General features: G+C 34.2%; 13 protein-coding genes and 4 pseudogenes. 16 read left to right on the top strand and 1 reads right to left on the bottom strand.

Going from position 1 to position 16,593, the window contains the following annotated elements; translation table 11 throughout:
- The first annotated feature begins 562 nt into the window (after nt 1–562).
- The 8 genes and pseudogenes from KPL75_RS02865 (at nt 563) to KPL75_RS02830 (ending at nt 8,971) form a co-directional block, all read left to right on the top strand.
- Complete coding sequence (locus KPL75_RS02865; protein ID WP_001244401.1) at nt 563–1,330, top strand: ABC transporter ATP-binding protein; 768 nt, start codon at nt 563–565, stop codon at nt 1,328–1,330.
- Nucleotides 1,320–3,308: an FtsX-like permease family protein gene (locus KPL75_RS02860; RefSeq protein WP_219919321.1), complete on the top strand. Its 1,989-nt coding sequence runs from the start codon at nt 1,320–1,322 to the stop codon at nt 3,306–3,308. The genes KPL75_RS02865 and KPL75_RS02860 overlap by 11 nt, the downstream gene beginning before the upstream one ends.
- Before the next feature lie 81 nt (nt 3,309–3,389).
- Entirely contained in the window at nt 3,390–4,061 is a 672-nt protein-coding gene (locus KPL75_RS02855; protein ID WP_219919320.1) for a response regulator transcription factor, read from the top strand.
- Nucleotides 4,058–5,080 (top strand): sensor histidine kinase, encoded by a 1,023-nt coding sequence (locus tag KPL75_RS02850; protein WP_219919319.1) that lies wholly within the window; start codon nt 4,058–4,060, stop codon nt 5,078–5,080. Before KPL75_RS02855 ends, KPL75_RS02850 begins: the two co-directional genes overlap by 4 nt.
- Nucleotides 5,081–5,748: 668 nt before the next feature.
- The gene (locus tag KPL75_RS02845; protein ID WP_219919318.1) at nt 5,749–6,195 is read left to right on the top strand and encodes a MarR family winged helix-turn-helix transcriptional regulator; all 447 of its coding nucleotides are present in this window, start codon (nt 5,749–5,751) and stop codon (nt 6,193–6,195) included.
- 32 nt (nt 6,196–6,227) lie between these two features.
- A complete protein-coding gene (locus tag KPL75_RS02840) occupies nt 6,228–7,172 on the top strand; it encodes an acetyl-CoA carboxylase carboxyltransferase subunit alpha (RefSeq protein WP_016091897.1) in 945 nt (314 codons plus the stop codon).
- A gap of 122 nt (nt 7,173–7,294) precedes the next feature.
- Nucleotides 7,295–7,413, top strand: a pseudogene (locus KPL75_RS02835) (IS6 family transposase); the annotation flags it as partial.
- 121 nt (nt 7,414–7,534) lie between these two features.
- Nucleotides 7,535–8,971, top strand: a pseudogene (locus KPL75_RS02830) (IS4 family transposase).
- 180 nt (nt 8,972–9,151) lie between these two features.
- On the opposite strand, the gene KPL75_RS02825 reads toward KPL75_RS02830, so the two are convergent.
- Nucleotides 9,152–9,733, bottom strand: a complete 582-nt coding sequence (locus KPL75_RS02825) for a TetR/AcrR family transcriptional regulator (protein WP_002014099.1) — start codon at nt 9,731–9,733, stop codon at nt 9,152–9,154.
- 277 nt (nt 9,734–10,010) lie between these two features.
- Here KPL75_RS02825 and KPL75_RS02820 point away from each other — a divergent pair, with 277 nt between their 5' ends.
- The 8 genes and pseudogenes from KPL75_RS02820 (at nt 10,011) to KPL75_RS02785 (ending at nt 16,592) form a co-directional block, all read left to right on the top strand.
- Nucleotides 10,011–11,270 carry an MFS transporter gene (locus KPL75_RS02820; RefSeq protein WP_219919317.1) on the top strand — a complete coding sequence of 420 codons (1,260 nt, stop codon included), beginning with the start codon at nt 10,011–10,013 and terminating at the stop codon, nt 11,268–11,270.
- Between the two features lie 100 nt (nt 11,271–11,370).
- A complete protein-coding gene (locus tag KPL75_RS02815; protein WP_016091903.1) occupies nt 11,371–12,444 on the top strand; it encodes an LLM class flavin-dependent oxidoreductase in 1,074 nt (357 codons plus the stop codon).
- Nucleotides 12,445–12,495: 51 nt separating this feature from the next.
- Nucleotides 12,496–13,434: an alpha/beta hydrolase gene (locus KPL75_RS02810; protein WP_219919316.1), complete on the top strand. Its 939-nt coding sequence runs from the start codon at nt 12,496–12,498 to the stop codon at nt 13,432–13,434.
- Between the two features lie 739 nt (nt 13,435–14,173).
- Nucleotides 14,174–14,595: pseudogene (locus KPL75_RS02805) on the top strand (transposase).
- A 368-nt stretch (nt 14,596–14,963) separates the two neighbouring features.
- Nucleotides 14,964–15,242, top strand: a complete 279-nt coding sequence (locus KPL75_RS02800) for a hypothetical protein (RefSeq protein ID WP_002016849.1) — start codon at nt 14,964–14,966, stop codon at nt 15,240–15,242.
- A 443-nt stretch (nt 15,243–15,685) separates the two neighbouring features.
- The gene (locus KPL75_RS02795; protein ID WP_000486589.1) at nt 15,686–15,910 is read left to right on the top strand and encodes a hypothetical protein; all 225 of its coding nucleotides are present in this window, start codon (nt 15,686–15,688) and stop codon (nt 15,908–15,910) included.
- 212 nt (nt 15,911–16,122) lie between these two features.
- Nucleotides 16,123–16,317, top strand: coding sequence for a hypothetical protein (locus tag KPL75_RS02790; RefSeq protein ID WP_080017270.1), 195 nt, complete (start codon nt 16,123–16,125; stop codon nt 16,315–16,317).
- 90 nt (nt 16,318–16,407) lie between these two features.
- Nucleotides 16,408–16,592 (top strand): annotated as a pseudogene (locus KPL75_RS02785) (helix-turn-helix transcriptional regulator).
- Nucleotide 16,593: the final 1 nt, after the last annotated feature.

Genomic DNA, 16,593 nt, shown 5'->3' with positions numbered 1-16,593 from the left:
AGACTTTTTTGTCTAAATACTTTGGCCTTTCATGTCCTTGTTGTAGCAAGACGTGAAAGTAGGACCTAATTTCATAGTGTAAAATATTTCATTTCCGACGGAAACCGTCCATTTAGTACCTATTTTCTTGTCCTCATACGGGGACAAGAAAATGGGTACTTTTTTAAACGGAGACAACAAAGTGGATATTACTTCAAATGTCTTCATCATGCATGGAAATCCTTTTTTAATAAATAGTTTCTATTGAAATGACTATGAATCCATCCGTTTTTAAATAGTGCTGCTGTTACACCGTAACCAGTTTGTTTATTTCCACTAATTACATAAGTCTTATCGTTTTTGCACCAGAACTGATACCCCTACATTTATCTGCCTCTTTGGTAAGGCATCGAATAAACCTTACTTAATCCATTGCGATTTCTGATAACTTACATGCAGAGGTATCGTTCAATATAACAAAAATGTAATGTTAATGAAATGTAATTCCACCGATACTATTAATGAAATTATATAAAATGAATGGGAGTTAAAGAATTTTTATAATGAAAAAGGAGAAGTATTAATGCGAAATATATTAAGTGTAGAAAAAATTGAAAAATATTATGGTAATAAAGATAATGTAACAAAGGCTATAGATAATATTAGTTTTAAGGTAGATGAGGGAGAATTTGTAGGGATAATGGGGCCTTCAGGAAGTGGAAAAACTACATTACTTAACTGTATATCAACTATTGATAATGTTACTACGGGAAAAATAATGATAAATAATAGTGATATTACTCGGTTAAAATCAAAGTCACTAGATAAGTTTAGACAAAATGAATTAGGGTTTATATTTCAGGACTTTAATTTATTAGATACCCTTACTGCTTATGAAAATATTGCCCTAGCGTTGACAATAAAAGGTGAGAAAAGTTCAAAAATTGATGGCAAAATACAAGCAGTTGCAAAATATTTAGACATTGAACAAGTATTAAGCAAATACCCTTATCAAATGTCAGGCGGACAAAAACAAAGGGTTGGTTCGGCAAGAGCTATCGTAACAGATCCATCTTTAGTACTTGCAGATGAACCAACAGGATCGTTAGATTCTAAATCAGCTAGATTATTACTCGAAAGATTTGAAAGTTTAAATAAGGATTTAAAAGCTACAATACTTATGGTTACTCATGATGCATTTACAGCAAGCTATGCTCGTAGAATTCTTTTTATTAAAGATGGAAAAATATTTATCGAGTTGGTAAGAGGGAATGATTCCAGAAAAGAATTCTTTACTAAAATTATCGAAGTTATAACCCTTCTTGGAGGTGACGATAATAATGTACTCTAAGATTGCTATTGGGAATGTAAAGAAAAGTCTTAAAGATTATGCAATATATTTCTTAACACTAACACTGGCTGTTTGTATATTTTATAGCTTTAACTCAATAGAATCACAAAAGGCACTTATGGAAATTAACGCTTCAGATAGAAAGTATGTGCCTACAGTAATGAATGCTATCTCAAATGTGTCAGTATTTGTATCCGTAATATTAGGTGGTTTAATATTGTATGCAAATAATTTCTTAATTAAAAAACGTAAAAAAGAATTAGGAATATACATGACTTTAGGTATGGGAAGAAGAAACATATCCAGAATATTAGTAACAGAGACATTTCTAGTTGGCGTTATATCTTTAGTAAGTGGACTTATAATAGGTATTGGAGTATCGCAGGGATTATCTACATTTGCATTAAAGTTATTTGAATTGCCCATCAATAAATATAAATTTACAATTTCAACAGGTGCTATAGGTAAAAGCGTATTATACTTTGGAATCATGTTTTTGCTTGTTATGTTATGTAATGTATATGTTGTTTCTAAATACAAAATAATTGATTTGTTAACAGCAGGTAGAAAAAACGAAGATGTAAAATTTAGAAATCCTCTTATCTATGTAATCACATTTATTATGTGTGTAGCATCACTTGGATATGCATATGTGACTGTACTAAAAATCGGATTGAATTATAATAATCCTATGCTAGTGGTATCAATCATTCTTGGCATATTAGGTACATTTCTGTTTTTCTTTAGTTTATCTGGATTTATGTTATATGTTGTAAAGAAGAATAAAAAAGTCTATTTTAAAGGGTTAAATATATTTATCATCAAACAAATAAATAGTAAGGTTAATACAAATTTTATATCCATGTCTGTAATCTGTTTAATGTTATTCCTTACAATGGTGGCTTTATCTACAGGAATCAGCTTTAACAGAATGTTGGACGCAACAATGAAAGAAGAAACACCATTTGATGCCAGTATTATGTTGATGAATAGGGATGAAAGTTACACGATAGAAGACGTATTACATAAAGCTAATTTTAAACTAAGTAATAACGAAAAATATGTATCTTATAATGTATATTCAACAAAGATGGAAGTGGGGGACTTTGTACCAGAAGTACCTAAAAATGCTAAGAATATCGGTTTGGATTTCATTAAAGTATCTGATTATAATAAAATTTTAAATCTTAAAGGTGAAAAGAAAATTACTTTAAATAACAATGAAATTTTACTTTTATCAAATAATAACCGGTTGGTTAATTGGATAAATGAAAGATTAAAAAATAGCAATAAGGTGAATATTAAAGAAAAAGAATATCTGGTAAAAAACGCTAAAGTTATACAAGAGAATCTTTACACTTCTGATGCGCAACCTTATTTCTTCACAATCGTTATAAATGATGAGTTTGTATCAGGTTACAAAATTGGTACATCCGTACTTAATGTAAATTATTTAGATGGAAATAGAGAAGAATATAATAAAAAATATGATAACGTTGCACGGGGCTTTTATGACGAAAATGGCCCGAAATTAAATATTGTATATATATCAGGCAAATCAAAGGATGAAGTTCGTGCAGAAAGTAAGGGATTGAAAACTATCATACTGTTTATTGGGATATATATAGGTATTGTATTTTTAATAACGAGTATGGCTGTATTAGCTCTTCAACAATTATCAGAAGCCAGTGATAGCATAGATCGATATAAATCTTTGAAGAGAATTGGTTCAAATGGAACAATGATTGACAAAACGATTTTTATTCAAACTTTCGTATACTTTAGTCTTCCAGTTATTCTTGCCCTAATTCATTCTGTAGTTGGAATTTATGTAGTCAATAATTTTATTAACACAATTCAACAAACAGACATTACTTTACCAGCATTGATGACTGGCTTAGTATTTCTTGTAGTTTATGTAGGATATTTCTACACAACATATGTCGGGTATAAAAATATTGTAAAAAGTAATATTTGATTTTATAATGCTCATTAAGGCTATTACACCTTGTTTCTCAAGATGTAATAGCCTTATATTCTATATAGGAAGGGAAAAGTCATGAAAAAAATCATTCTGATTGAAGATGATGAAATCATTAGAGAAGAATTACAACATTTTTTTATAAAGTATGGATATGAAGTAAAGGCTCCCACAGATTTTAATCATATTATCGAATATATAGAAAGTGAGAATGCAGACCTTATATTACTAGACATAAATCTTCCTGTGTTTGATGGCTATTATATATGCAGAGAAATACGTAAAACTTCAGATGTTCCAATCTTTATGGTTACAAGCAGAGATAGTGATGTAGATGAACTAATAAGTATGAATTTAGGAGCAGACGATTTTATAACAAAGCCATATAATACAGAAATACTATTAGCAAGAGTAACAAACATTTTAAGAAGAACAACTGGAGATTTCAAGACGAATCATATCTTAATTTATAGAGATTTTAATTTAAATCTTTCAAATGCAACAGTTACTTATCAAGACAAGTCTGTAGAGTTAACTAAAAATGAAGTTAAAATACTCTCATGTTTAATAAATAATCGCGGAAATATTGTAAAAAGAGATTCACTCATCGAAACTTTATGGAAATCTGATTATTTTGTGGATGATAGCACCTTAACAGTTAATATAAATAGATTAAGAAAAAAGCTTGAAGATATAGGTATAGAAAATCCAATTACAACAAGAAGAAGCTTAGGGTATATAATGCCATGAATATAGGTGAATTTATTAAAGATAAAATGGTAGTAATACTATTTAATGTACTGGTATTTATTATACTAGCAGGTATATTGCTGACTGTGAATGTTCCGTTCATTATCATATTCTTTGTCTTTTGTATTTGGTTTTTTCCATTGATTTCATATATGGCTATAGAATTTATAAGATGTAAAATTTATTATAATGAGATTAACGGCATATTAGAAAACTTGGAGAAAAAATACTTACTTCCAGAGGTAGTAAAGGAAGCAAACTTTATACATGGGGAAAAGCTTAACGCTATACTGAAAGAAGTAAGTAGAGATATGCATGAAAATGTAAAGTATTATAGAGATATGCAATTGGATTACAGAGAATATATAGAAACATGGGTGCATGAAATTAAGACACCAATAGCTTCTACAAAGCTTATAATTGAAAATAATCAAAATGAAGTAACGAATAAAATTGACTCTCAAATGGATCGGATTGAGGGGTTTGTTGAACAGGTTCTGTATTATTCTCGAAGCTCTAACGTGAATAAAGACTATATGATAAAGCCAATCAACCTTGATAATGTAGTAAGGAATGTAATTAAAAGAAACTATAGGGATTTCATTCATAAGAGAATAAAATTAGATATACAGGATATTGATGAGATTGTATATAGTGATGGAAAATGGATTGAATTTATTATTAATCAAATAATAGGAAATTCTATAAAGTACTCAAATAACAAAGAACAAATGATACGTATATACACAATTAAGAAAACTAACTCAGTAATACTAACTATAGAGGATAATGGAGTAGGGATAGTAACTAAAGATATAAATAGAGTTTTTGAGAAAGGGTTTACTGGAGAGAATGGAAGAAGATTTAGCAAAAGTACAGGAATGGGCTTGTATCTTTGCGAAAAATTGTGTTCAAAATTAGGATTGAAAATTGGCATTGAATCTGAAGTGAATAAAGGAACTAGAGTTACATTAATATTTCCTTTATCAGGTATGGTGACTTTTGAGTCTTATTTATAAAAGAAATGCTGCATCTTCCTACGAATTTCATATGAAACTTATAAACAAATGCAAAACGGTATGAAAAGAGTAGAAATTCTCTTCGTACCGTTTGTATTATTTAGCCATTTAACATATTGGTATATTTAATTGTGAATCGAATGGATGTTAATCTGAAGTAGTCATTACTATTTTTGATGGCCACTAATACTTAACGCAAGATTTGATTCGGTTGCTACACAGACCTCGTTAGCGAGAAATTGTACACTATATAGAACAGTAAAATAAATATCCGATCCCTTAGCTTACAAGGAATCGGATATTTTGTTTCCAAATTGTGTCCAAACTTGCAATTTTCTTTTTTTGATATGGTGACCCATGCCCATCAACTTAAGAATTTAGAATTCCCCCAAAAAATTATGAGTTTTTTGTTACAAGTTATCACAAAATTTCGTTTTTGGGGTAGTTTTATTTTCTTAGCTTGATTGCGATGAGCGGTACCCCATAAAGGCCCCTGATACATAATTGATGTTCTGCCATTTGTAGAAAACAATCCACTTATACCATTTTAACAAGAAGAAATATCTCGTCCATGTTGTAATATTGGCTTACGTTAAGCTTGTGAAAAAATCATATTCATGTATAATACAATTGATGTATGATACATTAGTTGTAGGAGGGTGACCTTTTTGAAAAGAGAAGATGCCTTAAAACTAAGAACAGATATTAAGAAAATGATTATAATAACTGGGGTTTTTGAATCTCAAAATTTGCCCAATGGACCATTTGAAAAACCTTTACCAACTTCTCAAATGATGGCGTTAGAGGAACTAGAGGTGGAAAAATTAACTGTTTGGCAACTATCCAATAAACTTAGATTAGAGACTTCAACTGTAAGTAGATTGGTAGATAAATTAGTAAAAAAGAGGCTTATTTATCGTGAAGTAAATGAAAAAAATAGAAGAGAACTTTTTCTGCACCTCACAGAAAAAGGTCACATAACTGTTAATTGCTTAAGAGAGCAATCCATTACATTTTATCAAAGTATTCTCAATAATTTATCAGAATCAGAACAAAAAATAGTTGTGGATGGTTTTGAATTATTTATTGATTCTATTTCTAAGCCTTTTGATTAGAGTGAGGTAAATCATAACATTTGGAGGATAAAATGAGTTTGGATTTTGAACGTCCTATTATTGAATTAAAAGAGAAATTTGATGAATTAAAGAAAATTATGAAAGAAAATAATGTAGATTTATCTTCAGAAATTCATGTATTAGAAAAACGTTTAAATAAAATGCAAGATAAAATTTATTCTAATATTACACCTTTTCAACGAGTTCAAATTGCAAGGCTACGTAACCGGCCCACGACATTGGACTATATACCTTTATTGTTTACAAACTTTCTCGAACTTCATGGTGATCGATTATATGGTGATGATAAAGCAATGATAGGTGGTATTGCAAAATTTAAAGGGATGCCCGTTACGGTTATTGGTCATCAAAGAGGTAGAAATACAAAGGAAAGTATAGAAAGAAATTTTGGAATGGCACATCCAGAAGGTTATAGAAAAGCGCTAAGACTTATGAAACAAGCTGATAAATTTAATCGCCCTATTATTACATTTATTGATACAATAGGCGCCTATCCAGGGAAAGGGTCTGAAGAACGTGGAATTTCTGAAGCGATAGCTCGAAATCTATTTGAAATGGCTACACTTAAAGTGCCAATTGTTTGTATTGTAATTGGAGAGGCATCAAGTGGTGGAGCTCTTGGCATTAGTGTCGGTAACCATATCCATATGTTAGAGTATTCATGGTACTCGGTAATTTCGCCAGAAGGAGCAGCATCTATCCTATGGAAGGACGCTAAGTATGCTCCAGAAGCTGCTGAACATATGAAAATTTCAGCAAAAGATTTAAAACATTTAGGAATTATTGATGAAATCATTCCTGAAATTAAAGGTGGAGCACAAAATGATATAAAATCACAGGCAAAAATGATTGAATCTGTAATCGAATCATCTCTAAAAAAATTGATACTATTATCCTCGGAAGAGCTTATACAACAGCGATATGAAAAGTATAGACAAATAGAGAATTATAAATGAAGATATTTAAAGTCCGTATTACATTTCGGAGGATTATCGCAAAAAATTCTAAAATTTTTGTAAGTACCCTCTTAAACTGGGATATGCTGATACTATTACTCTACAAAAGATGTGTGATCGGTATGGAAAAGGAAAATTTGTTCAAATGGAAGCATTATCAGCAAGATATTATTTTGTTAACTGTACGTTGGTACGGTACAACTTAATTTTTCGTGATTTAGTAGAAATGATGAGGAACCAGGATTATCCTACCATTATGCTAGAAATATATATGTTATATTTTCTCTTCCACTACCTTTGCACCAGAACCAAAAAATACGCTATTCTTTCTGTAGAATCATAGGAAAGGATGGCGTTTTTGTATGTATCTATCAATTTCTGACGAATTACAATTATTTGCTGAAGAATTATATGAACATCTTACCCCTTCATTTTTGGAAAATCTCGCTAGAGAGCTAGGTTTTGTAAAACGAAAACGTAAATTTTCAGGGTATGATTTAGCTACTATATGTGTCTGGATTAGTCAACGAGTAGCGAGTGGTTCATTAGTCCGATTGTGTAGTCAGCTACATGCATCAACAGGAACTCTTATGAGTCCTGAAGGACTAAATAAGCGCTTTAATAAAAAGGCAGTGTTCTTTTTGAAACATATTTTCTCCACATTATTAAAAAATAAAGTTTGTGGAAAGTCAGCAATTCCAAGTGCTTCACTTACCTATTTTCAGCAAATTCGTATTTTAGATGCAACCATTTTTCACGTACCAAAATACTTGGCCAATGTATATCCTGGATCAGGTGGTTGTGCACAAACAGCGGGTATAAAAATCCAGTTAGAATATGATTTACATAGTGGTCAGTTTTTAAATTTTCAAGTGGAACCAGGGAAAAATAATGATAAAACCTTTGGAACAGAGTGTTTATCAACATTACGCCCTGGTGACCTATGTATTCGGGATTTAGGCTATTATTCACTGGATGATTTAGATCAAATGGATTAACGTGGTGTGTACTATATATCGCGACTCAAATTAAACAATAGGGTATATGTCAAAAATGAATTTCCTGAATACTTTCGAAACGGAACAATAAAAAAACAATCTCAGTACATCAAAGTTGATTTAGAGCACATCATGGATACCTTAAAACCAGGACAGCCCTATGAAATAAAAGAAGCTTATATTGGAAAGGATAAAAAACTATTTACTCGGGTGATTATGTATCGATTAACAGAAAAACAACTTCGTGAGCGTATGAAAAAACAAGTGTACACAGAAAGTAAAAAAGGGATTACATATTCGGAAAAAAGCAAACGATTAGCTGGCATGAACCTATATGTTACCAATACACCTTGGGAGATTGCTCCGATGGAACAAATCCATAATTTTTACTCTCTCCGCTGGCAAATTGAAATCATTTTTAAAACTTGGAAATCCTTATTTCAAATTCATCATTGGCAACATATTAAACAAGAGCGATTAGAATGCCATGTTTATGGAAAACTCATTGCCATTTTTCTATGTTCTTCTACTATGTTTAAGATGCGACAATTAATTTTACAAAAGAAGAAACAAGAATTAAGTGAATATAAAGCAATTGGAATGATTCAAGATCACTTATCGAGTTTGTATCAAGCCATACAACAAAACATCCAAGAAATAACAAAGATCCTAATCAGCCTGTTCCACCTCCTACAGAAGAACGGAAGAAAATCTCATCGATATGAGAAGAAGACTGTTTTTGATATTATGGGTGTTGTTTATGAGTATAATGGGTTGAAAAAACAAAAGAAAGTTGCATAATTTAAAAAAGGAAACCCGTTAGGGTTTATTTGGTATGCATATTATTAAGAGTATGCTTCTATTTTAGGAATGCTTTACCTCCACAAAATGAAAGTACACTTTGTTTTCATTTTTAAGTTGATGGGCATGTGACGCTACCCCTATAAAGGTATAGTTTTCGTACTTTCATATACAATCATGTCACTTAAGTAATGTGAGCGTCGCTGCTATTACATTGTCGACAAATGAACGTTGGGGGCGAGATTTCATCATAACCGTTAGACCGATTAACGCTACAATCAGTGCCTGTGCCAAAGACTTTGCATCTGTGTTGACTTCCAGCTCACCTGATTGGATTCCACGTTCGATCGTCTCCTGAAAAATGACGGCGAGGTACATTTGATGTTCTCTGGTCAAAATTTCAAATCGCTCATCATGAGGTGCTAGTTCAACCATTGTATTGATACAAAAACAACCTTTACTAAGATCTCCTGCGTATTCTTCATTGACGACATCGGCAAAGAAAATAGAAAATGCCTCTTTTACAGAGGAGTGACTTTGAAGCCTAGTTCGTGTATCAGAGGCCCGAGACATTGTATATCTGCGAAGTGCGGCTTCAAACAATTCTTTCTTATCTCCAAAAGCTGAATAAATACTAGGGCGTTGAATGCCCATTCTAGAAGTAAGATCACTTAATGAGGTAGCCTCATAGCCCTTCTCCCAAAATAACTGCATTGCTGCATCTAAAACTTGATCCTCATCAAATTCACGGGTTCTTGCCATTAAGAATTCTCCTCCTCAAACTTTGATTTTATTAATTGTTTTAGGATAGGTGTGTAGGTAATTACAATTGTTGTTTTTTATTACCAAACAGTATGTAATTATTATATATTTAGTCATTCTCTATGTCAAACCAATCTCCATTCATTTAATACAACATTAACTTTAGTGCAAATAAATCGTTGACATCATGAATAAGGCTAAGTTATATTTACCAGTAATCATATTGTACTGAACGGTATGTTATGATTAAAAATCTAATGTGATTGGAGGTTAAGGTATGTTTAAAACAGAGACAAATATAGAAGATGATCCACTCTACACTAAGATAAGTCATAAATCTTCCATAACAAAACCTAATTTGAATCAACAGCCATCCATGTCTCATGCTTTGGCATTATTGTTTGCGACTGCCTGTGGAATGTCTGTTGCCAATATTTACTTTGCACAGCCGTTGCTTGATCAACTATCTAATGAGTTTAGTATTGACCATTCCATTATTGGTGTTGTTATTACCGTTACACAAATTTTTTATGGAGTGGGCTTACTGCTACTCGTACCGCTTGGAGATTTGCTAAACCAGCGACGTCTAATTGTCGGTCAGATGCTATTATCTACAACAGCTCTGGTTATAGTTGGTACTGCTTCCTCCAGCATGGTACTTTTCGCAGGTATGGCTTTGGTGGGTCTGCTTGCAGTTGTGACACAGACTCTCGTGGCGTTTGCAGCGACCATCGCTTCCCCTACAGAAAGAGGACGTGTCGTTGGCATTGTAACAAGTGGGATTGTTATTGGCATACTTCTCGCACGTACTTTTGCTGGTATATTAACAGATGTTGCGGGATGGCGTTCTGTATATCTATTTTCTGCTGCGCTCATGCTTTTGATGGTTTTTATGTTTATAAAGATGTTGCCCAATGTTGACCGCGAGGTAAAATCGCTATCCTACCCTCAGTTGATTAGATCGGTGCTTGCTTTGTTTATTCAAGAACGAACGTTACGCGTTCGCTCCGTTCTAGCTATGCTGATTTTTGCTGATTTCAGCATTTTGTGGACTTCACTAGTACTGCCACTTAGTACACCGCCAATTGCTCTATCTCATAGTGCAATTGGCGCATTCGGTCTTGTAGGCGTGGCTGGAGCCTTAGCTGCGGCACGGGCAGGGAAATTGGCCGATCAAGGTTACGGACAACGAACGACAGGTATTGCTTTAGCTCTATTATTGATTTCATGGTTGTTCATCAGTTATATAGAGCAGTCATTAATCGCGTTAGTGATAGGGATAGTTCTACTTGATTTGGCCGTACAGGCAATACATGTCACGAATCAAACCATGATCCTTCCATTGCATACAGAAGCACGGAGTCGACTTACTGCTGGATATATGGTGTTTTATTCTATCGGCAGTGCTGGTGGTTCAATTGCTTCGACTCAAATATACGCACACTTTGGCTGGGGAGGGGTTTCCTTACTCGGAGCCTCTGTCAGTGCTTTCGCTCTTCTTTTTTGGGCTATGACCAGACGAGTTAAGATTTCATGAAATAAACGTGTGTTAGTCAATATGAGAAACACGTTACTACCATAAAGGAAATGATTAATTTTTTTGACTTAAAATCTAATTGGACTAGGAGAGATGACAAATGGAAATAGGTATTACGTCTTTTGTAGAAACGAAACCAGATGTACATAGTGGTGAAGTGATAAGTCACGCACAGCGATTGCGTGAAGTTGTTGAAGAAATCGTTCTTGCTGATCAAGTAGGACTTGATGTGTTTGGTGTTGGTGAGCACCATAGGAAGGATTATGCAGCGTCCTCTCCAGCGATGGTTCTATCAGCCGCGGCACCACAAACGAAAAAGATACGGCTCGCGAGTGCAGTAACTGTGCTTTCTTCAGCTGATCCTGTGCGCGTTTTTCAGGATTTTTCCACACTGGATGGCATTTCAAATGGACGCGCAGAGATTATGGCGGGTCGCGGTTCCTTTATCGAATCTTTTCCATTGTTTGGATATAACTTGAAGGACTATGAAGAACTGTTTGAAGAACATTTGGACCTACTGCTCAAAATACGTCAGTCCGAAAAAGTGACTTGGGAAGGCGGACATCGACCAGCAATCAATAATTTAGGTGTGTATCCAAGACCTGTTCAAAATCCTTTACCGATATGGGTTGGTAGCGGTGGAAATCAGGAGTCTGCTATCCGTGCCGGTTTTTTGGGATTACCACTTATGCTGGCGATTATTGGTGGTAGCCCAATGCACTTTGCACGAATTGTACAGCTATATAAGAAAGCGGCGGCTCACGCTGGTCATGATGTATCAAAACTTCAGGTGGGATCTCATTCGATTGGATTTGTTGGAGAGAATACGGAATTGGCAGCAGATACATTTTTCCCTTCCACTCAGGCAGGCATGAATAAACTTGGTAAAGAGCGGGGTTGGCCTTATTATGATCGTTCCAGCTTTGATGCTGCACGAAGTTTTGAAGGGGCATTGTATGTTGGTGATCCAGATACAGTCGCCGAAAAAATCATCCATCTTCGTAAGCATGTAGGGATTACACGCTTTATGATGTATGTACCATTAAGTACCATGCCACATGATCAAGTCATGCGTGCCATAGAATTGCTTGGAACAGAAGTTGCCCCTCGTGTAAGAGAGGAAATTGCCAAATGGGAAGCTGAAGGAGAACAGGAGACACATCTATTCCGTTAATTATTCCATAAGGATTGCATCAAGTCTCATTATTTAACTGGAGGAATTTATATGAAAATTGACAGTCGAGTATTACCAGAATTAAAACAGGATTTCTCACAATTTCCAGGCTTTCAATTAGAGGGGGATCTAGAGGCGAGTCGAAGTCTCTTGTCGAATCCACATTTGGAAAAATCAGAGCTGGTACACATGACCAAGCGAATGATTCCTGGCGCTGCTGGCGAGATGTTAGTTAAAATTTACGAACCCGTTGAGAACAATCTTGATAAACTTCCAGCTATGCTGTGGATTCACGGTGGCGGATACGTAATGGGACACCCCGATATGGACGATGTTTTGTGTGAACGCTTTGTTCAGAATGCTAAATGCGTTGTTGTGTCTGTCGATTATCGACTTGCTCCCGAACATCCTTATCCAGCGGCTATCGAAGATTGTTATGCAGGCTTGGTTTGGATGACAAATGAGGCAGACTCGCTGGGCATTGATGTGAATCGAGTTGCGATCGCCGGTGCAAGTGGAGGCGGTGGACTAACAGCAGCGCTTGCGTTAATGGCTCGGGATAAAGGAGGTCCATCTATTATATTCCAGATGCCGCTGTATCCGATGCTTGACAACCGCAACATAACACCATCAAGCTATGAGATTACAGAAGAACACGCAACATGGAATAGAGCAAACAATTTGACGGCTTGGAGTATGTACTTGGGCAAGGAGAAAGATTCCAACGAGCTATCTTCCTATGCCGTACCTTCGAGAGCAGAAAACTTAGCCGGGCTACCGCCAACTTATACATGTGTAGGTCAACTCGATTTATTTCGAGATGAAACCATTGAATATGTAACACGACTTGCACAAGCAGGAGTAGACGTTGAATTTCACCTCTACCCCGGCTGCTTCCATTGCTTTGAAGTATTTGTGCCTGAAGCCGTAGTAAGTCAGCGTGCCAGTCAGAATTATTTTGATGCGATGGCACGGGCACTTCATCCATAATTTATCTTAGCTCAGTCATCAGGGTGTTCAACTGAAGGCATGAGTGATAGCTCTAGGTTTATTCGATGAGCAAAGATTACAGGACGAAGTACAAATAGTGCTACCATATACTTTGAATTTTGCCCCTTACTCATTGATTAAAAAACAGTAAATACTTCAAAGTTTGAATAGCTAACCAAGGTTTCAAAATAGTGTGCCAGCAATTCAACCTTTTTACTGGGGTTACGATCATAAGCATAATCAACACTTTGGAGCGGATTTTTTCGTAAGGCGAGTTACTTTTTTAATCGTATTCGTACTAAACAGCAGCAGGAAACGGCGATAGACTGCATCCTTAGCTGGATATTCATTTCAAGCTCGAAAAAAATAGAATTAAGTTCTTTTGGTAGTTGATGATATTGGTTATTTTGATGTATCGTAGTTAAGGCACCTCTTCTGTGGTAGTGATTTCTAGGCAATCTCACTATACCAAAGAACGAGGTGTTTTTTCATTTTACTCAAGTTGTCAAGTACACAATTGATAGACTCTAAATTCAATATAGCTAAAGCTTCCCACTTATTTTATAGGTGCGAAAGTTGGTTCTGTTGCAAAGTTTTTACAGATAGAAAGTTAGGATGGGGTATAGCTGAATTCTATACAATTGTGAGTAATTGCTGTAATTCATTGGGTTCTGGTGCAAAAAATCTCTTAAACTTGGACATACTGATATTACTACTCTATAAAAGGTGTGTGATCAGTATGGAAAAGGAGAATTTGTTTAAATGGAAGCATTATCAGTCTGAACTAATCTTATTAACAGTAAGGTGGTACCTACGGTACAATTTGAGCTTTCGTAACCTGGTGGAAATGATGGAGGAAAGAGGATTATCAATTGCTCACACAACGATTATGCGCTGGGTTCATCAATATGGACCTCAATTAGAAGACATACAACTAAGACAAGTTAGATATCTCAATAATATAGTGGAACACAGGATCATCGTTTTATTAAGAAACGCGTGCGTTCTATGTTGGGGTTCAAGTCATTTAAAACAGCAACCTCTATATTGAGTGGTGTTGAAGCCATGCATATGATGAAAAAAGGACAACTTCACCGACAGGTGAAGTCTATCCAAGACGAAGTTGAATTTGTACATAACTTGTTTGGAATTACATCATAATCTGGAATTGAACAGAATGTGTAGGCTCTATGTCTCTATTAAATGATTTTTGCACCAGAATCCCCCATAGCTCTCGAAGTCTACGGACTTAAAACGAGAAGATTCTTAGTCTTCTGCCAGTCACCGAATGTAAAGCGCGTAGATAAGGATAGTTAAAAAATTATATGATGCGGTGGCTTGGAAAAGGTTGAGGATAGTCTTTACCTTGAAAGAAGGAACTTTACCATTTGTTTTTTTCATTTCTCTCTATTGGAGATGTGAACTATGGATGATAGTTTTATAAAACATATTTTTTGAATTATTTAATACAAATATATATAATTATATTAATACATAGATGTCAACTTATTAAAAATGGGGAAAGAAAAATGAAGATTAAATTTGATGTGGTTAAGGATGAAAATTTTGATTTTACTTTATTAGAAACGAGATTACTGAAAACTTTTAAAGAGGTGGATAGTGAAGCAATAATTGAAAAGATTGAAGATAAAATTTTTGAAAAAGATAATATGAAAACCCATTTAGCGGAGATTACTATTAATGTTACAGGAAAGAATATCGGATATAGATCAGTTTCAGCTAGTATATTTATTGTTCTAGAAAGTTTATCAATAAAGCTATTCAATATTAATATTAGTATACATTAAACATCCAAAACTGGTTCTTTTTCTTTGTTATATAGAAATTACACATTAAACCAGTGAACATTCTAATAAGACAAGTATATGATGGATCGTGAGACGAGTTATCATATGAGGTAAAACTTGGAGTGCCATACTTACTTGTTGAAGAGTACCTAATGGCGGGTACTCTTTTTATTGCACCTTTTGACAAGGACAAGAATATATTGAATTATGGGACAAGTTCTTCGTGTCTCATTCAATACTCATAGGAAACCCCTTATCACACATTTTAGCATCTACTGACGTGGATGCTCTTTTTTATTGAACAAAATGGACATTTGAATAGATAATGCCTTCCTTAAAATAACCTTAATTAAAACATAGTTTTGATAATATATGGAAAATAAATGGTACAATTTTCTGGTATAACCTAAATAAATTTTTTTTAGAAAAGGGGTAGAAGGGAAATGTTCCAGAAGTTCAAGTTTTATTTAATGAGCATTTTAATTAGTTCAATGTTAGGCGGAATTATTATAGGTGCTAATTTCTTGGTCCATAACATATATAATTTAGTTGCAGGTAAAGAATATCATTTTAATATGTGGTCTTCTATTATTATATTTAGTGTTGTATTTATTTCGGGTTTCTCGTACGCGTTGAAGAAGGGGCCAGATATATTTGTTAATGATTAAACCAATAGCAATTATCGTAGGCGCTGCCGTGATCTGGGTGGCGTCCTGTTTGTTGTTAAGGGATGATAATTGGTGAAATAGACTTGCAATTTGAAGAATAAATACGAATATTATTATTCTAAAATGCAAAACATAGACTAGTAAACAAGCTGTTTTTGTTTTTTAGCATAGAATATGATGAATCCTAGAGTTGAGAGGAGGTAATCATATTTATGGGATGTAATTGTAATTTCAGACATTGCAGAGATTGTAATAGATTTTGGGATGATTTAATGTTTTGCAGACGCAGACATAGAGATTGTGATGACCGTCGTTGTAGACGTGACCGTGACTGCGATTGTGATGAATGTCGTCGCAGACGTAATCATGATCGTGACTGTGATCGCGATAATCGTCGAGATTGGTAAAGTCCTTTGAATGAGTGCGTTTCTTTACAGCGCTCTTTTTTTCGTTTATGAGTTTTCTAAATTAATACTTATTAAATAAGAAGAATGTAGTTGCAATTAAAAATTGCAAGAACAGAAAAGGGGCTAACTCAACAAGAATTAGCCGTGCTTGTAAATGTTACTCGACAAACCATTGGTCTTATTGAACTTAATAAATATAATCCATCTTTATTTGCATTGATATAGCTAAATCACTCGATAAAACTTTAGATGAATTATTTTGGGAGGAAAAATAGA

This window comes from Bacillus sp. NP247, from assembly GCF_018966865.1.
Lineage (GTDB): Bacteria > Bacillota > Bacilli > Bacillales > Bacillaceae_G > Bacillus_A.
The sequence above is the reverse complement of the archived record's forward strand: the minus strand, read 5'-3'. Positions and strand labels throughout refer to the sequence as shown.